This is a genomic window from Massiliimicrobium timonense (assembly GCF_042850985.1).
GTDB lineage: Bacteria > Bacillota_I > Bacilli_A > Erysipelotrichales > Coprobacillaceae > Allocoprobacillus.
Genome location: NZ_AP031415.1, coordinates 1,346,512 through 1,365,180, shown reverse-complemented (window position 1 = coordinate 1,365,180; position 18,669 = coordinate 1,346,512). Strand labels below are relative to the sequence as shown.

Here is an 18,669-nt window from a genome sequence, read left to right as displayed (position 1 = left end):
GATGTATTTTGAAATGCAAGGATGCCCTGAGAGAATATCATGAATATATGATTGTTGAAAAAAATTATAGCCAACATACTGTAGTTGCCTATCAAAGAGATATCAGCCATTTTCTTGATTTTGTTTATCAGACCTATCAAATTCAGTCTATTGAAGATGTCACTCAAGATCATGTTTATGCCTATTTGAAACGACTTCATCAAAAACACAGTGATACGACGATTGATCGACATATGATTTCATTAAGACAATTTTATCAATTTTTGATGAAAGAAAAAATAATTTCTAAAAATATGATGAGTGCTTTTGATATGCCTAAACGTAAGAAATATCTACCACAAGTTTTAAGTGAAAAGGAAGTCATGGCTTTATTAGATTCAATAGAAGTTAAAGATGCTACTTCATCTCGAAATCGCTGTATGGTAGAAATTTTATATGCCTGTGGTTTGCGTGTGAGTGAAATGTGCCATTTAACATTGCAAAATGTCAATATTCAAAAAGGCTTTGTCAGATGTATAGGGAAAGGAAATAAAGAAAGAATTGTGCCAATGAATAATCAATGTTGTGTTCTTTTAAAAGAATACATTGAAAATTATCGTGATACATTATGTTTATATGGTTCAAGTCCTTATCTGTTTCTAACTCAAAAAGGAAAACCAATGACAAGAGATGATTTTTATCATATCCTGCAAAGAATTGTACAAAAAAGTCCTTTATCAAAACATATTAGTCCTCATACATTACGACATACTTTTGCGACACATTTGCTTGAACATGATGCAGATTTACGTTCTATTCAAGAAATGCTTGGACATAGTGATATTTCAACAACAACGATATATACACATGTTTCTCAAAGAAAAACTATCGAAGACTATCGACAATTACATCCAAGAATGCAAGAAAGGAATAAGAAAAATGAAAAAATATAAACGTGTATTTTTAATTGTGTTAGATTCATTAGGTATTGGTGATGCACATGATGCCCAACAATTTGATGATTTAGGAGCCAATACACTTGGTCATATTTGTGAAAAAGTAGGGGGATTGGATGTTCCCTGTTTAGAAGGTATGGGATTAGGAAATATTGGAAACTTTAAAGGAATCCATGCTTTAAAGAATCAACTTGCCTATACTGCCCGTCTTGAAGAAGTATCTAATGGGAAAGATACAATGACTGGTCATTGGGAAATGATGGGATTACATATTACAAAACCATTTAAAACATTTACAGAAACAGGTTTTCCTAAAGAATTCATTGAATTATTTGAAGAAAAGACTGGACGTAAATGTGTTGGAAATTATGCAGAAAGTGGAACAAAAATTTTAGATGACTGGGGTGAACATCAGATTCAAACAGGGGACTGGATTGTTTATACATCCGCAGATTCTGTTTTTCAAATCGCTGCTAATGAAGATATTATTCCATTAGATGAACTTTATCGTGCCTGTGAAATTGCAAGGGAAATTGCAATGGATGAAAGATGGAAAGTAGGACGTATCATTGCTAGACCTTATGTAGGAAAAAAGAAAGGCGAATTTGTGAGAACGGCAAATCGTCATGATTTAGCCTTAAAACCTTTTGGGAAGACTGTTTTAGATAGCTTAAAGGAAAATCAGATTGAAGTCATCGGAATAGGAAAAATACCAGATATTTTTGTGGATCAGGGAATTACACGTAAAGTCAAAACTGTTTCTAATCATGATGGTATGGAAAAGACAATAGAAATTGCTAAAGAAGATTTTACAGGGTTAGCTTTCTTGAATTTAGTTGATTTCGATGCGGTTTATGGACATCGTAGAAATCCTGAAGGATATGGACAAGCTATTGTAGAATTTGATCATCAATTAGAACAGTTGTTATATCATTTGGATAGTGATGATTTACTTATGATTACAGCAGATCATGGTAATGATCCAACTTATAAAGGAACTGATCATACACGTGAAAATGTACCACTCATTATATATAGCAAATCATTACAAATGCCAAAACACTTAGGATTGCTCAAAAGCTATGCTGTGATAGGTGCAACGATTGCTGATAATTTCCAAGTTGAAAATCCTGGAATTGGCGATTCACTTCTAGATCAAATTGTTTAGAGGATTAAAAAATGAATATAAAGGAAATCAGACGTGCCATCATGATAACTCTTGGTGGCACTTTAATAGGAACATTACTTTTTATTTTTGGATTATCATTGAATAATCTGTTCTTTATAACAATACAATATATTATTGCTTTATTGTTATATATCTGTTCTTTTTTAGCTGCATATCATCAATATCAAAAGAATCATAGCTATATCTTTATATATATTGTTTTACTTATCATTATTATAACAATAATAACGACATATGCTTTCATTATGAAATGTCTATAAAAATCACATAATATATATTATGCGAAGTTGTGTATATTTTAAAAAGTCTTATTCTTAACAAAGACTTTTTTTATTATGTTCCAAATAACTCCCCTAAATAAGTAGACTTTACATAAAAAAAAAGAAGCATTTTTTTGCTTCTTCATTAGTATACTTCGTTAATATAATTATGTGAGTCTAGTCTATCTTGATTCAAATGATTATCCATCATTGTTATGATATAACGAGATTTACATGGTAAATCAACAGTTAAATCACATTCTAATTCTATATTTGATGCTCCTTTAAAATAGGATAACATTTGAATTAATGCTTCTTGATAAAGATAAATAGCTTCACTAATATAAATCTTATCTTCATCCTTATGATATATCAAATATCCTAAATCTTTAAATATAATCATGTGATCTTCAAAACTTTCACATCTTTTGATAAAAAGATTCCAGTATGATTCATCACGAATACGATATTCATCAAAATGTTTGGTAAACTGTCTGTAATAGTCTTCTAATAAATGGTAATCATGGCTGATATTCCATTTTTCTTGATCTTGTAAAATGTCTTGATCAATAGTGATAATCTGATGATAATGCGATGCATTAAAGCCAAATGGACGATAAATTTCTGGATGATAAGCTTGTAAGTAGATATCTTGATTATCATATTCTTTTAAAACATATTGCATTAACTGCTTCATCATTCCTTGTTTTTGGTATGCAGGATGTGTACAGACTCCTAATATAAAATAACAATTCTTTGGCGTATTGTTTTTCATAATTGGCATAGGAACAATCTGTAAAGCTGATATAATTTGTGAATTGTTTTTTAAAATATAAGTATGATTTTTGTTGTATAAATACTGAAAATAGAAATGTGTAGATTTTTCTGTTTCATCTAAAAAACATGTTTTCCATAAGTCTATAATTTGTTGCTGATCTTCTTCTTTGGCTTTTTGAATTGTTATATTTCTTTCATATATTCGATATTTTTTCACCATTTTTACAGGATGAAGTGATTGCTTAGAACGTCTTAAATTTTCTAATCCCATATCTTCTTCCCTATTTACCCATTTTTCTTCATGATAATGATGTTCAAGAAGCTCTTTTAATATGGCTGGATATAAACCTCTTATATCTTTATTGGCTTTTTCAACATGAATTTGTATTGTTGAATGATTTAATCGAGAAGCAATAATAAATGCTTCTAGTTGATGATTAATAAAAATGCCACCAATATGTATTGGTAAAAGATGTTTAGATGAAAGTAATGACATAATTCCTCTGACTTCACTTGTCATTGATTCACTGATTCCTTCTTTTTCCCCTTCCCATCTATTCAAACATGATAAAATAGTATCAAAATCATTCGTCATATCTAAATCACGGTATTCATAATCAGGATAATTTTTGAGGAAAGCATTATAATGATTACGTCTTTTTTGCATTTTCTTACCAGATAAAGTTTGAAGCATTTCTTTATCATAAATGTAATCATCATTATAGGGTGTTCTTTCAAATAAATATTGTAAAGAAAAATCACTGTTTTGAATGGTTGAAACAAAACTTTCTATAGCACAGTCAATCATCAAAGGAAAACCATGATCATGACTATATTGTTTCATATATTCCAAAGCTTCCTGATAATATTCAGGGGTCGTAAAAGGCATAGCCCAAAAATAAGTATCTTTATAATGATGCAGCATGACTAAAAAATGCTCATGGATTTCATATTGAATATGATATTCGTGATTCCACATCATCATCGTTACAAAATTAGAGTTATAACCTTCATAATTGGCTTTATCTAAATAAGGTTGAATAATTGCATAATCTTCTAATGTTAATTGTTTCATGATTGTTGAGAAAGTAGCATATGAATAAATTGTTTTGCTGTTCTTCCTGAAAAACCTCCGTTTCTTATTTCCCATTGTAATGCTAATTCGTGTAACTGGTCAACAGGCATATTTAAATGATATGCCTGAGCTAAAGCATCTATAATATCTAAATAATGCTGTTTATCTGGGTGAATATACATAATTTGAACACCGAATCGAGAAACTAACGATAACTTTTCCTGCATAGCATCATTGTTGTTGATTTCCTGATCATGTTGACGGTCATTCCATGTTTCTTTAATAAGATGTCTACGATTGCTGGTTGCATAGATGAGGATATTATCTGGCTTCTTCTCCAATCCCCCTTCAATAACAGCTTTTAAATATTTATACTCAACTTCAAATTCTTCAAAAGACAAATCATCCATAAAAATAATAAAACGATAATGTCTGTTTTGTAATTCATTAATAATTTGAGGTAAAGATATAAACTGATGTTTATAAACTTCAACCATTCTTAAACCATCTTTATAATAACGATTTAAAAGAGCTTTAATACTGCTTGATTTCCCAGTTCCACTATCACCATACAATAAAACATTATTGGCTTTATGTCCTTTTAAAAATGCTTCTGTATTTGCTGTTAAACGTTCTTTTTGACTTTCATAGCCAATTAACTGTTCTAAAGTATTATTGCCAATATGATCAATTGGTATAATTTGATTATTTAAATAACGAAAAGCTTTATTTAAACCATATTTTCCAACACCATATTGATAATAATGATTATATAATATCTGGTAAAATTCTTCCACTGATGTGCTTTGTGAAAGCTGTATCTGAAGATGAGATAACAAATCAAAGATTTCTTGATTGATAATATGAGAACTATTTATAAAATGAAAAAATAAATCTTTATATAATGAATCCATATGTGAAAAATCATAATGAAAAATACGGAAAAGATATTCAAAATCATGACAAACGACTTTTTTTAATGAATCGGGTATCTCTTTTTTTCTTTCTAATGCTAAAGTAAATGTATTTTCATGATAAGCCAATAAATATGTTAATAAACTTTGAAATAATTGTCCATGTAATTCATACTTTTCAGCAAGGATCAAAAGTTGAGATATAAATTCAGATTCATTAATAAGTGATTCATCTTCTACAAAAGATAAGCATTTTAAAACATCAACATCCTGTGAAATATTTTTATAAATAATCAATTGATCTATTTGCATTATTAATCCTCCTTGTAAAAAAAGACGAAATTATCGTCTTTTTGTTAATTTTTAAAACTATGAATAGGTGCAGGAATGCGTCCACCTCTATCAATAAATTCATCACAAGAAAATGGATTGACAGGCATAATAGGTGCATATCCTAGCAAACCACCAAACTCAACTTTTTCTCCAACATCTTTTCCAATCACAGGAATAATACGAACAGCTGTTGTTTTTTGGTTGATCATTCCAATAGCCATTTCATCTGCGATAATACCAGCAATAGTCTTGGCAGAAGTTTTACCGGGAATAGTAATCATATCTAAGCCTACAGAGCATACACAAGTCATAGCTTCTAATTTTTCTAATGTTAATGCTCCTGCTTCTACAGCATCAATCATTCCCTGATCCTCACTGACGGGTATAAAAGCCCCAGAAAGTCCACCAACGTAAGAAGATGCCATGACTCCACCTTTTTTAACTTGATCATTTAAAATAGCTAATGCTGCAGTTGTTCCGGGTGCTCCTACTCTTTCTAAGCCCATTTCTGTTAAGCAATCCGCAATACTATCTCCAATGGCAGGAGTAGGTGCTAAAGATAAATCAATAATCCCAAAAGGAATATTTAAAGAAGCAGATGCTTCTCTGGCAACAAGTTGACCTACTCTTGTAATTTTAAAAGCTGTTTTTTTCACAATTTCACATAATTCTCCAAAATCTTTTCCTTTTGCACTTTGAATAGCTTTTCTAACAACACCAGGTCCACTGACTCCAACATTAATAATAGCATCTGTTTCACTGACACCATGAAAAGCTCCAGCCATAAACGGATTATCATCAGGAGCATTACAGAAGACAACAAATTTAGCACAACCTATAGAATCCTGTTCTTTTGTTAATGAAGCAGTTTCTTTGATAATCTCACCAATTAATTTGACAGCATCCATATTGATTCCTGTCTTAGTAGAACCTACATTAACAGAACTACATACAAGTTCTGTTTCTTTCATGGCTTGAGGAATAGATTGAATGAGTAGCTTTTCAGCTTTTGTCATTCCTTTAGAAACAATAGCACTATATCCCCCTATGAAATTCACACCGACTTGACGAGCACATTGATCTAAAGTCTTAGCGATTTTTACAAAATCATCTGTTGTCTGACATGCTGCAGCACCAATGAGTCCAATTGGTGTTACAGAAATTCTTTTATTCACAATGGGAATACCATATTTTTTTTCAATATCCTCCCCTGTTTTTACCAAATCAGCAGCAACACTTGTAATTTTTTGATAAATATTGTGACATAAAACATCTATATTGGCATCTATGCAATCAATAAGACTGATTCCAATTGTAATGGTACGAACATCTAAATTTTCTTGTTCAATCATCTTATTTGTTTCATTTACTTCAAATAAATTAATCATCTTATGCCTCCTTAAATTCTATGCATCTTATTAAAAATATCTTCATGCTGTAATTTAATATAAACCCCAATATTCTCTCCTAATTTTTCTAATTGTTCACTAACATTTGCAAAGGGTTCTTTTGAAGAAGACATATCTACAATCATCATCATATTAAAATAACCATCTAATATTGTTTGTGAAATATCTAAAATATTGATATTTGTTAGTGCCAAAGACTGACAAACTTGAGCAATAATCCCCACTTGATCTTTTCCTACAACTGTTATAATTGCTTTTTCCATTTTTCATCCTCCTAATTTTAAACATTATAGCAAACTCTCCATAAAAAAGAAAGAAAAAAAGGAGCATATGCTCCTTTAAGGGATTATTTTAATAAAGATAAAGCTTTTTCAAATACGGCTTTACCGTTCATTGTTCCATAATCTCTCATATCGATGACATCTACAGGGATAGGTCCAGCTTTTCTTCCAGCAGCTAATTTTTCAATAGCAGCTTTTTGGAATCTAACTTGAGGTCCAAGTAAGATGCAGTCAACTTCTTCTAATACTCTTGGTGCATCAGAGAATGGTAATGCAAAGATTTTGCATTCTACACCAGCATCTTTAGCAGCAGCTTCCATTTTTGTAACTAATAAACTTGTAGACATTCCTGCAGAACATACTAATAAAATAGTTTTCATATTTCTTACTCCCTTTCTTATTATTACAATATATATTGTAACAATTTTTATACGAATTGTAAACACTTACGAGCAAAAAATTTCTATTTCAGAAAATCGCTTGATTTTATCAATATAAATATGTATTTATAAAAAGAATATGCTAAAATAATCATAAAGAAAGAGATGATCGAAGTGAAATTATTAGTTGTTAGTGACAGTCATTTGTATGCTGACCATTTGCAAAGAGTTGTTAATCATTACATGACAAAAGTCGATTATATGATTCATTGTGGTGATTCTTCACTGCCTCTCAATGATTCATATATTCAAAAATTTGATGTCGTTGTCAAAGGCAATCATGATGATGCCCCCTTCCCTATTTATCAGACATTCCAGCATATATGTGTCACTCACGGACATTATTATGGGGTATATTATGGATATGAGCAGTTAATTCACCTTTGTCAAGAAGAAAACTGTTATTTATGTCTTCATGGACATACTCATGTACCAACGATTCAAAAACATCAGGATATTACATTTGTCAATCCCGGAAGCTTAATGATGAATCGAGGAAGCTATGGATATGGAACATATGCTTTGATTGATGTCAATGGTAAGGATATCCATGTAGAATTCCATCATTGTATCACTGATGCCTTATGTCAACAAGATATTCTCGATGAAGGCATGGAATTATTAGAAGAATTTAAACAATTATTGAAATAAAAAGAAATTAGCTTTTGACTAATTTCTTTTTATTGATGATTTTTATTTTTTTCTTCTACTCTTTTACGCTTATACTCAATAATAAACATAACCTCTTTTAAATCTTCATCTGGTAGTTCAGTGAGTAAACGGGCAATATTTGCAATATTATAATAATCGTATTTTTTACCACTCATAATTTCTTCAACACTTCGTCCATAGAGATGAGAAAGTATTTTCAATTCACTAACAGTGACATCTCTTTTTCCATTTTCTATATCTGAAATAGCAGAATGAGGAACATTTAAATGTGAAGCCACTTCTTTTTGAGTCAGGTGTTTAAAATTACGATAGACTTTCAATCTTTTTGCCAAATCCATATCTATTGCCATAAATTCACCTCCATAATTTTATTATATCATGAATAAATAACGATAGCAATTTAGATTATGAAAAAAATATTTTTATGAAAGACATAAATATCGATATTTAAACATTATTCTTTAAAATAACCTGAAGTTAATTTTGCTATTTGTCGAATCTTGTCTGGAGATGACTGAAAGATAAAATGTTCCATGATAATTTGAACCTTTTGTGAATCTTCATGAGTCAAGTTAATCAAATAGCCTCCTACTGGTAATTGCTTCCATTGATCATAAAACAATGTATGAGCATTTAATAGATGCATACGACAATGTTCATCAACCATAATGTCAAACACTTCTTTTTTACGATCTTTTAATGCAAAATGTCCTTGTTGACACATTTGACAATGTTTATTTTGATAACCAAAATAATACTGTGAAATTGGACAATAATCACTAATCATATTTGTTGTCTTTCCAAAGACTTGAACAATACATTTTGATAAATCAGTTTTTAAGTTTTTGATTTCTTGAGCAGACATTTCTAAAGATATTAAAAATAATTCATGATAATGATGAGCAGCATAGGAATTATGAATATTTAAACCATGACCAATGATTAACTCTTTCTTTTGAAAGGCTCTATAAGTTCCATAATCATTAACTAAAATTGTTTGTATATCATTATAGATTTTAGAATGAAGAATATCTTTTATTTCATCATCTTTGATAACTGGTGATGTCATCATCACCATCTTTTTATGATATTTCAAACACATCTGATAAGCCATTTCAATATCCTTTTGATAAGGATAAATAATAACTTCAACAGGATATTGAAGAACAGCTTCTAATTGTTGAAGGGAATGCACACAAACATAGAGTTGAGAGTGAAATAATGATTGATGAATTGTAAGTTGTGGAATATCATGTATTATCTGATGATGAATCTTTTGATGAGAAAGTTTCTCTATGAGTTGCTCACAGGCTTTTCTTCGCATTTCATTAATGTCTTTAATAGGCATAGATATTTTTTCATCACAATCAATATACAGGTTGTTGATGATAAATGGTGTCGATCCTAGTTTTGATAATTGCTGTGCTATACGATTATCATCTAGTGGTGTTTGATGTGCTATTTCAACATCTTGGCTAGATTCGACAATCACACTATGATCTTCTTTTTGAATTTTTAATTTTGCTTTTTTTCCTATTTTTGCTTCAAAAGACATATCAATTTCAATTTTTCTTGTTGGTATCTGATATGTTTTTTGCATTCTTTCAACAACTTGTTTATCCAATGTTTTTCTCACTAGGCCATGATCTACATAATAATCAAATTCTATTTCTATGATATCTTGAGGCTGACCTGTTTTGACCAGTTTATGCTTATGATAAATCTTGTTAACTGGGCGTCCTTTATCAATATCTTCAAAAACAATACTATCACCCTGTAAAAGTGGTTGTGTTAAACGAATACCAACTCGCTTTTGTTTTTTATGATAATATACAACTTCTCCAATGATATAACCTTTATGACCAGGATAATCTCCATCAACAATTTCTAAATCATGATGTAAGTATCCAGATGTATAATTACGATTAAACATCGCCGACATGTCTTGAATATAAGGTTGAAAATCTATTTTTTTATTTTGATAATAGGCATCTATAGCCTCTCGATAAGCTCTTGTCACACTTGCGACATACTCTGGTCTTTTCATTCGCCCTTCTATTTTTAAAGAAGATACTCCTGCTTCAATGAGTTCACCTAAATATTCAATGGTCATGATATCTTTAGGTGATAATAAATATGGATGTTTTTCTGGTAAGGATTGACCATCTTTAAGTAATTGATATTGTAAACGACATGGCTGAGCACATTGACCTCTGTTTCCACTACGTTTACCAATCATACTACTCATTAAACATTGTCCAGAATAACAGACACACATTGCTCCATGTACAAAGACTTCGATTTCCAAGTTTGTCTGACGACATATGTTTTGTATTTCTTCTAAAGTGTTTTCACGTGCTAGAACAACACGATGAGCGCCATTTTCTTCAAAATAACGTGTTCCATAGCTATTCATCACAGATGCTTGAGTACTGATATGAATTTCAAAATCTGGATACAATGTGCGAATCAAATCAAATAAACCAATATCTTGAACAATTAAAGCATCAACTTGCAGCTCATATAATTTTGTCACATAAGATGTCAAAGCATTCATTTCTTTATCTTTATATAATGTATTTATTGTGACATAAACTTTAACTCCATATAAATGAGCATATGAAACAGCCCATTGCAAATCTTCATCATTAAAATTTTTTGCATTGGCTCTGGCACTAAATAATGTTCCACCTAAGTAAATCGCATCTGCTCCATTTTGCAAGGCAGCAATAAATGATTCTCGATCTCCAGCGGGAGCTAATAATTCAATTTTTTTCATAATGATCCTCCAATAAAAAAGCAATAACGTTTGTTATTGCGATAATGTAGAAACAAGACGATAACACATCTTCGCAGAAGATTGACTTGCATGTTTAAGATATTCATCAAACTGAATATGATTTTCTCCTTTTCTATAAATATCACTTAAAGATCTTGTGATAATGAAAGGAATATCAAAAACATAGCATACCTGAGCAATCGAAGCTGCTTCCATCTCAGCACAGACAGCGTCTGGAAAAAAATCTAAAATTTGTAAGACCTGATCTTCACGACATATAAACTGATCTCCAGAAACAATCAAACCAAGATGATATGGTTGCTTTGAATCTTGTAAAATAGCTTCAACTTGTTTTAAAGCCACTGCATCTGGCTGGAAAACACATGGCATACCTGGTACTTCTCCACGTTGACGTCCAAAAGCAGTGACATCAACATCATGATGTAAAACACCCGTTGAAATGACGACATCACCGACATTTTGATTTAATGAAAGTCCTCCAGCCGAACCAATATTAATCACGAAATCAATAGGATATTGTGTTAATAATAAAGTTGTTGAAATAGATGCATTGACTTTACCAATACCCCCTTGAACAAGCACAATGTCTTTTTTTGCCATTGTTCCTTCATAGAAAGTATAACCATGATTCATTTCTTTTTTATTGATCTCCATCAAAGCTAAGATTGCTTCAACTTCTTCTTCCATAGCACCAATAATCCCAATCATGAAACTTCCTCCTTTCGACATACAAAAATAATTCTTTCACAATCATCATGATATGTTGTAAAATCACTATAATATTCAATGTTTTGAAAACCGGCTTCATGAAGCCAATAAAGATATTGTGATACAGGATAAGTCTTTTGATAATGATCTTCGTCCACAATATCATGTTCTTTTTTATCTTCAATATAGACATGATGATGAATATAACCCTCTGAAATATTTTCAACTGACCAATCAAAAATAAATTCTTCATCTTCTTCCTTTTCATGATAATCTTTTAAAATAACATCCATTTTATAAAGACTATCGACATCAAAAATAAATGTTCCTCCATCTCCTAATGATTGAAAAACATTCAAAAATGTTTGAGTCATCTGTTGAGGATCAGTCAAATAATTCAAAGAATCACATAAACATAAAACTAAATCCACAGGACGAGATAAAGTGAAATCACACATATCCACTCTTTGTAAAACAAGGTTGACTTGTTGTTCTATTGCTTTTTGTTTAGCAACTTCTAACATATCACTGGAAATATCTGAAGCGTAAACCGTTTTATTGCTTTTAGCCAAACGAATAGCCATTTCGCCAGTCCCACAGCCTAATTCAAAAACTTCATCAAATTGACAATGTTGCAAAATGAACTGGTAGTAATCTTCATAAAACTGCTCATCCATTAAACTATCATAGTAATAGGCAAAATTTTCATAACTCATTTTGCTAACATTCCTTCCACATTGATACGTGGCATATCTCCCCATAGTTTTTCTAAATTATAACTTTCTCTTTCAGAACCTTCAAAAATATGGCAAACAATATCTCCTAAGTCAATTAAAATCCACTTAGAATTTCTTAAACCTTCAATGCTTTTCACCTCAAAGTTATGTTTTGCACATTCTTCCTTAATATTTTCTGTAATGGCCTGCATGAGTCTTTCATTGCTGGCTGTACATAAAACAAATGTATCAAACATTGGGCTGACATCACGCATATCAATTGCGGTAATATGCGTTGCAAGTTTATCATCCATTGCTTTAACCACACATTCTAATTTTGTCATCTATTTTTCTCCTTTCACGACATAATAATCATAAATTTCATAAAAGCAATCATCTATTTCACGATTTTTCCTCTTTGAAAATTCATAAAAATCAATTAAAGAATCTCTAAATCCTTGATGAATATCTTTTTGACATGTTTCAATTTGTTGCGAAGAATCATATCCCCTTAAAGGATCGAGCTTATCAGCAACATATAAACATTTTCCAATTGGTGAAATACCAACTGAAGCAGTTGTATGATCCTCAATGGCTTTTAATACCACAGGATCATCAATTAAAAACTCATGTTCACTGACATAACGTGATAGCCATTGGTGCCAGATAGGATAAGGTTTAGATAAATATTCTGGAAAATAGCTTTCCATTATTTTTTGAGCTTCTTTTTGATCCATCTCTTTGGCGACATCATGCATTATTCCTGCAATATAAGCTTGTTTTTGATTTAATTGATTTGCTTTGGCTATCTTTTTAGCCAGTTTAGCAACACTGCAAGTATGTTTCCAGCGTTTTTCTTTCATTCTTGAACGTACCATTGTATCTAAATATAATCCCTGAGATGATATATATCTTAAAACGTCTTGATCCAACATTTCTATATGACCATTTCTCACATCACTGCTTGAGGCATAAACAGGCTGATTATTTAATAATTGGAAATGATATGTATCTAATATAGAATAATCAGGCTTGTACCCTCCTCTTTGAAAAGCAATCAATTGAACAAGTTGAGATATTTTTTTTGCTTTTTTCCATTGATCAAAAGCATTGGCTTGATCCATTCCCATAATATAGTAATAATGTACTTGAGGATTTTGTTGAATTAATTTTTCAATTGTATGAATGGTATAATTTTTTTGCTCATCTTCACTATCGATTTCAATTGTATTTATAGAAAGTAAAGGATGATTTTTGATAGCAATACGAATCATCTCGACTCTTTCTTTGGCACTAGCAAGACTTTTATTTTTCCATGGATTATGACGTGTTGGAATGAATTGTACTTCATCCAAATGAAGCTGTTCAATGGCACACAATGCAACATCTACATGTGCTTGATGAATGGGATCAAAACTCCCACCGAATAGACCTATTCTTTTCATGGTAGACGATAAATTCTTTCATCACTTTGTTTATACAAAACAATTGTACGGCCAATGATTTGAACAACTTCTGCCTTTGTATGCATACTTAAATCCAATGCCACATGATGTACATTCTCTGGACAATTATCTAAAATTTTTACTTTTATGAGTTCTTGAGCTTCTAATGCTTCAAGAATACCTTTAATTTGATTTGCAGAAACCCCATCTTTTCCGACTTGAAAAATAGCCTTTAAGTGATGAGCTTCTCCTCTTAAATATCTTTTTTGTTTACCTGTTAGCATTATTTTCCCTCCTATATAATGGCTTCTCTTATTGTGACAGAAATCTGTGGTGGAACATGAACCTTTATTTTTCCACCTTTAGAAGAAATGGTTATAAATCCTAAACCAGAAATGACAATATCACATTTTCCCGACTTTAAAGTAAAGTCGTATGTTTTCATATCATGAATTGATTGCATTCCATCAATTTCAAACTGAAAAGTTTTATGACGATCATATAAGGCATCTGCATTAACTGTTTTGGTACGATGAATCTTAAGTTGACGAGAAAAATACGTTATAAAACTTGACTGCCCCCCACTGATATAATCAATTCTTCCTAATCCATCAAAATAAATCGTCTGTTTTTCTTGTAATTGGAATCCAATAGGTCTTAATTCACTTTGTGGAATTATCTTTTTTAAAATTTTTGGATCTACAAAATGAGTCATCTGACTTTCATTTACAATACCGGGTGTATCATAAAGATAAGTCTGTTCATCCAAAGGTATTTCTATAAAATCAAGCGTTGTTCCCGGAAATTCAGAAACAGTAATCAAATTTTGTTCTTCTACTTGAGCATAATGTTTCAATAAAGCATTAATAAATGTTGATTTGCCAACATTAGTTGCTCCTACAACATAAATATCACGCTGCTTACGATAAGTCATCATGGCATCATAGATCTTATCCATGTTCATATTTTTCTTACCACTCGTTACTATAACATCTACAGGCTTCATTCCTTCTTCTTTTAATCGTCTTCTGACCCAATGTTCCAGCTTACGCTCTTTAACAGATTTTGGCAATAAATCACGTTTATTTGCAAGAACCAGAACATCATTATAACCGATATGACGTAATAATCCTTGAATACGACTTCCTTCAAAATCAAATAGATCAATCATATAAACGACAAGACGATCTTTTTCACCAATATGATCTAAAAGATTTAAAAAATCATCTTTTGTGAGTGATGTTGTTTGTAATTTATGATAGTTTTTTAGTTGAAAACAACGTCTACATAAAATATGATCTTTTGTAGTGGCATCTTTTGGAACATAACCAATATGTTTTTCATTTTCACTTTGAATAATGGCTCCACATCCATAACATCTTTTTATTTCTTTCATATATACCTTCCTTCTTGACTATTGTATACTATTTCTATTTTGATGAAAAGAGATAAACATAAACATCGACAAATTTCATATAATATTTTGAGGTGACTTATGTTTACAGCTATTTTTGCATTATTACAACAATTTTTATTTGTATCTTTTATTAAAACACAGGCTTTTAAACCCGCTCTTACAAAACAACAGGAAAAAGAATTATTAGAAAAATATTTTCAAGGTGATCAGAATGCCAGAAATAAGCTCATCGAACATAATCTAAGACTTGTTGCGCATATTGCTAAAAAATACGAAAGTGCAAAAGACTTACAGGAAGATCTCATCAGCATTGGCACAATTGGACTTATCAAAGCAGTAGATAGCTATAATGCGACAAAATCCACAAAACTGGGAACTTATGCTGCAAAGTGTATAGAAAATGAAATCTTAATGCATTTGCGTCAACATAAAAAAACAGCTTTAGATGTTTCGTTAAATGAAGTTTTAGGTGTTGATAAAGATGGAGGAGAAATGACGCTACTGGATATTATTCCATCAAAAGAAAAAGATATGATTGATCAGATTCAAACCAATGATCAGCTCCAGCAGCTCCAAGATTACTTTTCTTTACTAACACCACGTGAACAAGAAATACTCATCTATCGCTATGGTCTTAATCATCATCGTATTTATACGCAAAAAGAAATTGCCAGACATATGAATATTTCCCGTTCCTATGTATCACGTTTAGAAAAACGCGCGTTAATTAAACTCTTAAAAGCCTATATGCATACACAATAAGTTTAGAAATCTTCTTTAAATAAGTCATCGAAAGAAATAGGTTCAAAATGTTTATCCTGTTGTGATGTTGTTTCTAAAGGTTGAGATTTTTCAACCTTTTTATCTTGATTAGAAATATATAAATCTGTTGATAAAGAATGACGATCATAAACATGCATAATCGTTTCATTTTTCATTGATTGAATTACACTTGGCTTTTGTCCAATTTGTGATAAAGAATAATCTTTGATGTATAAATTTTCTTTTTTCTGTTCACTTTCAATAATCAATTGATCTTGAGTATCTAATACAAAAGCATCTAAAGCATGAATTGGATTCGTTTTAGGAGATTTAAAAATAGATGTTCCTTTTGTCGCACGATTACAGCTTGGTATATCCGAAATACGCATACGTTTGATACCCGGTTGATCACTGATTAAAACATAAGAATAAGAATGAAGTGGATCAAATGTATTCATTGCTACAAGATAATCATCTTTTAAATTCATGGCTTTGATTCCTGCAGCTTTTAATCCCAAAATAGAAATCTCATCTTCACTATATAATGAAACATATCCCAAAGATGATGTCAGAACAATCGCCTGATTGGTATCAGTTAAAGCAACCTGAAGTAACTGATCATCTTTTTTCAAATTCATACATTTTAAAGGTTTTGTATAACGGGCAACTTCAAATTCTTTTAATGAAACACGTTTGATTTGTCCTAAACGTGTTGTTAGAAGAACATACAATGGTAAAGCAAAAGATTTCACAAGAATAGAACCAATCATTTTTTCTTCTGGAGAAACTTTAATGAAATAACTAATATGCTTTCCTAATTCTTTCCATTTAAATTCCTCTAATTTATGAATTGGAATAAATAAATAATTCCCTTTATCGGTAAAAATCAGCAATTTATCCAAAGTATTTGCAAAATGCAAGTCCAAAAGCACATCATCATCTTTCTTTCCAAAAGCAATATTTTCACTGGCTTTATAAGATCTTTGAGAAATTCTTTTGACATAGCCATCTCTAGTGATTGATACATAAATGTCTTCTGGAAGAATCATTGCTTCTTCATCAATGACAATTTCTTGAACTTCATGTTTAATTTGTGTTAAACGAGGTGATGGATATTGCTTTTTAATCTGTTTTAATTCATCAACAATGACTTTTCTTAAAACTTGATCACTATTTAAAATATCATTCAATGTTTGAATCAACGTTTCTAATTCCTGCTTTTCCTTTTCTAAAGAAACAATATCGGTATTCGTTAAACGATATAACTGTAACATGACAATGGCTTCAGCCTGTTTTTCTGTAAAATGATATTGTAATTGAAGATTCTTTTTAGCATCTTGTTTATCATGAGAATGTCGAATGGTATGGACAACATCATCTAAAATAGAAATGGCTTTGATTAATCCATCAACAATATGTTTACGTTCCTGTGCTTTTTTTAAATCAAACAACGAACGTTTGGTAACAACATCAATTTGATGATCAATATAACCATCTAAAATTTCAACAATTCCCATACATACAGGTCTTTTGTTTTTAATAGCAACCATATTGTAATTATAGTTCTTTTGAAGATCTGTATTCTTATAAAAATAATTTAATGTATTTTGTACATCAACATCCTTTTTCAAATCAATAACAATACTTAATCCATTACGATCTGACTCATCACGGACTTCTATAATGCCATCAATATTTTTTTGAAAACGTATTTCATCTAATTTTCTTACCAATTCTGCTTTATTGACTTCATAAGGAATCTCTGTCACCACAATTTTATTCATGTTTTTTTCTTCAACGATTTTCGTTTGAGAACGAACAACAACTTTTCCTTTTCCTGTTTCAAAAGCTTTTCTTATACCATTGATTCCTTCAACAATAGCTCCTGTTGGAAAATCCGGACCTTTGATAAATTTCATCAAGTCATCCAAAGAACAATGAGGATGTAAAATACGATAAATCGTAGCATCAATCACTTCTTCTAAATTATGTGGAGGAATATCAGTCGCATATCCAGATGATATACCCGTTGCTCCATTGACTAATAAATTAGGATATTTGGCCGGTAAAACAGTTGGTTCATACTCCGTATCATCAAAGTTCAATGCCATTTGAACTGTTTCTTTATCAATATCTTTTAATAATTCAGATGCAATAGGTGATAACCTTGCTTCAGTATAACGCATGGCCGCAGCCGGATCATTATCAATCGAACCATTATTTCCCTGCATATCAATCAATGGCATACGCATTTTCCATTCTTGGGATAAACGGACCATGGCTTCATAGACTGAAGTATCTCCGTGAGGATGATAATTACCAATGACATTCCCTACTGTTTTTGCTGATTTACGATAAGGTTTTAAATGTGTATTCCCATCTTTGTACATAGCATAAAGAATACGACGTTGCACTGGTTTCAATCCATCTCTAACATCGGGTAATGCACGATCTTGAATAATATACTTAGAGTATTTTCCAAAACGATCACCCATAATATCATCTAATGATTGTGTTATGATTTTTTCTTTCATGA

19 protein-coding genes are annotated in these 18,669 nt (G+C 30.9%); 5 read left to right on the top strand and 14 right to left on the bottom strand.

Going from position 1 to position 18,669, the window contains the following annotated elements; all coding sequences use genetic code 11:
- Positions 1-8: 8 nt before the first annotated feature.
- Genes xerD through ACGHJ8_RS07110 form a run of 3 tightly spaced genes read left to right on the top strand, consistent with a single transcriptional unit; the run spans position 9 to position 2,384 of the window.
- Positions 9-932 carry a site-specific tyrosine recombinase XerD gene (gene xerD / locus ACGHJ8_RS07120; RefSeq protein ID WP_390539557.1) on the top strand — a complete coding sequence of 308 codons (924 nt, stop codon included), beginning with the start codon at positions 9-11 and terminating at the stop codon, positions 930-932.
- A complete protein-coding gene (locus tag ACGHJ8_RS07115; RefSeq protein ID WP_390539555.1) occupies positions 919-2,103 on the top strand; it encodes a phosphopentomutase in 1,185 nt (394 codons plus the stop codon). The genes xerD and ACGHJ8_RS07115 overlap by 14 nt, the downstream gene beginning before the upstream one ends.
- An 11-nt stretch (positions 2,104-2,114) precedes the next feature.
- Positions 2,115-2,384: a hypothetical protein gene (locus tag ACGHJ8_RS07110; RefSeq protein ID WP_390539553.1), complete on the top strand. Its 270-nt coding sequence runs from the start codon at positions 2,115-2,117 to the stop codon at positions 2,382-2,384.
- A 145-nt stretch (positions 2,385-2,529) separates the two neighbouring features.
- Here ACGHJ8_RS07110 and ACGHJ8_RS07105 read toward each other — a convergent pair whose 3' ends face one another.
- The 5 genes from ACGHJ8_RS07105 to ACGHJ8_RS07085 all read right to left on the bottom strand — a co-directional run bounded on the left by ACGHJ8_RS07105 (position 2,530) and on the right by ACGHJ8_RS07085 (position 7,553).
- Positions 2,530-4,236 carry a GNAT family N-acetyltransferase gene (locus ACGHJ8_RS07105; protein ID WP_390539551.1) on the bottom strand — a complete coding sequence of 569 codons (1,707 nt, stop codon included), beginning with the start codon at positions 4,234-4,236 and terminating at the stop codon, positions 2,530-2,532.
- Positions 4,233-5,462: an ATP-binding protein gene (locus ACGHJ8_RS07100; RefSeq protein WP_390539549.1), complete on the bottom strand. Its 1,230-nt coding sequence runs from the start codon at positions 5,460-5,462 to the stop codon at positions 4,233-4,235. Before ACGHJ8_RS07100 ends, ACGHJ8_RS07105 begins: the two co-directional genes overlap by 4 nt.
- Before the next feature lie 44 nt (positions 5,463-5,506).
- The gene (locus tag ACGHJ8_RS07095) at positions 5,507-6,871 is read right to left on the bottom strand and encodes a PFL family protein (RefSeq protein WP_390539547.1); all 1,365 of its coding nucleotides are present in this window, start codon (positions 6,869-6,871) and stop codon (positions 5,507-5,509) included.
- Positions 6,872-6,882: 11 nt separating this feature from the next.
- The gene (locus ACGHJ8_RS07090) at positions 6,883-7,155 is read right to left on the bottom strand and encodes an ACT domain-containing protein (RefSeq protein ID WP_390539545.1); all 273 of its coding nucleotides are present in this window, start codon (positions 7,153-7,155) and stop codon (positions 6,883-6,885) included.
- Positions 7,156-7,238: 83 nt separating this feature from the next.
- Positions 7,239-7,553: a PTS sugar transporter subunit IIB gene (locus ACGHJ8_RS07085; protein ID WP_087244016.1), complete on the bottom strand. Its 315-nt coding sequence runs from the start codon at positions 7,551-7,553 to the stop codon at positions 7,239-7,241.
- Between the two features lie 165 nt (positions 7,554-7,718).
- Here ACGHJ8_RS07085 and ACGHJ8_RS07080 point away from each other — a divergent pair, with 165 nt between their 5' ends.
- Positions 7,719-8,264, top strand: a complete 546-nt coding sequence (locus ACGHJ8_RS07080; protein ID WP_390539543.1) for a YfcE family phosphodiesterase — start codon at positions 7,719-7,721, stop codon at positions 8,262-8,264.
- 29 nt (positions 8,265-8,293) lie between these two features.
- On the opposite strand, the gene ACGHJ8_RS07075 is transcribed toward ACGHJ8_RS07080, so the two are convergent.
- The 8 genes from ACGHJ8_RS07075 to yqeH form a co-directional block, all read right to left on the bottom strand.
- Positions 8,294-8,635 (bottom strand): helix-turn-helix transcriptional regulator, encoded by a 342-nt coding sequence (locus tag ACGHJ8_RS07075; RefSeq protein WP_087360053.1) that lies wholly within the window; start codon positions 8,633-8,635, stop codon positions 8,294-8,296.
- A 104-nt stretch (positions 8,636-8,739) separates the two neighbouring features.
- Positions 8,740-11,064 carry a DUF3656 domain-containing protein gene (locus ACGHJ8_RS07070; RefSeq protein WP_390539541.1) on the bottom strand — a complete coding sequence of 775 codons (2,325 nt, stop codon included), beginning with the start codon at positions 11,062-11,064 and terminating at the stop codon, positions 8,740-8,742.
- A 33-nt stretch (positions 11,065-11,097) separates the two neighbouring features.
- Positions 11,098-11,793 (bottom strand): 5'-methylthioadenosine/adenosylhomocysteine nucleosidase, encoded by a 696-nt coding sequence (locus ACGHJ8_RS07065; protein WP_390539539.1) that lies wholly within the window; start codon positions 11,791-11,793, stop codon positions 11,098-11,100.
- On the bottom strand, positions 11,790-12,509 hold the full coding sequence (locus ACGHJ8_RS07060) for a class I SAM-dependent methyltransferase (protein WP_211964611.1): 720 nt from the start codon (positions 12,507-12,509) through the stop codon (positions 11,790-11,792). Before ACGHJ8_RS07060 ends, ACGHJ8_RS07065 begins: the two co-directional genes overlap by 4 nt.
- Complete coding sequence (gene rsfS, locus ACGHJ8_RS07055; protein ID WP_087360041.1) at positions 12,506-12,853, bottom strand: ribosome silencing factor; 348 nt, start codon at positions 12,851-12,853, stop codon at positions 12,506-12,508. The genes ACGHJ8_RS07060 and rsfS overlap by 4 nt, the downstream gene beginning before the upstream one ends.
- Complete coding sequence (locus tag ACGHJ8_RS07050) at positions 12,854-13,954, bottom strand: nicotinate-nucleotide adenylyltransferase (protein WP_390539536.1); 1,101 nt, start codon at positions 13,952-13,954, stop codon at positions 12,854-12,856. It abuts the gene before it with no gap.
- On the bottom strand, positions 13,951-14,238 hold the full coding sequence (gene yhbY, locus ACGHJ8_RS07045) for a ribosome assembly RNA-binding protein YhbY (RefSeq protein ID WP_390539534.1): 288 nt from the start codon (positions 14,236-14,238) through the stop codon (positions 13,951-13,953). The genes ACGHJ8_RS07050 and yhbY overlap by 4 nt, the downstream gene beginning before the upstream one ends.
- A gap of 11 nt (positions 14,239-14,249) precedes the next feature.
- Positions 14,250-15,350 carry a ribosome biogenesis GTPase YqeH gene (gene yqeH, locus ACGHJ8_RS07040; protein WP_390539532.1) on the bottom strand — a complete coding sequence of 367 codons (1,101 nt, stop codon included), beginning with the start codon at positions 15,348-15,350 and terminating at the stop codon, positions 14,250-14,252.
- A gap of 99 nt (positions 15,351-15,449) precedes the next feature.
- Here yqeH and sigK point away from each other — a divergent pair, with 99 nt between their 5' ends.
- Entirely contained in the window at positions 15,450-16,133 is a 684-nt protein-coding gene (sigK, locus tag ACGHJ8_RS07035) for an RNA polymerase sporulation sigma factor SigK (protein WP_205088765.1), read from the top strand.
- A gap of 2 nt (positions 16,134-16,135) precedes the next feature.
- Here sigK and parC read toward each other — a convergent pair whose 3' ends face one another.
- A complete protein-coding gene (parC, locus tag ACGHJ8_RS07030) occupies positions 16,136-18,667 on the bottom strand; it encodes a DNA topoisomerase IV subunit A (RefSeq protein WP_390539528.1) in 2,532 nt (843 codons plus the stop codon).
- Positions 18,668-18,669 lie beyond the last annotated feature (2 nt).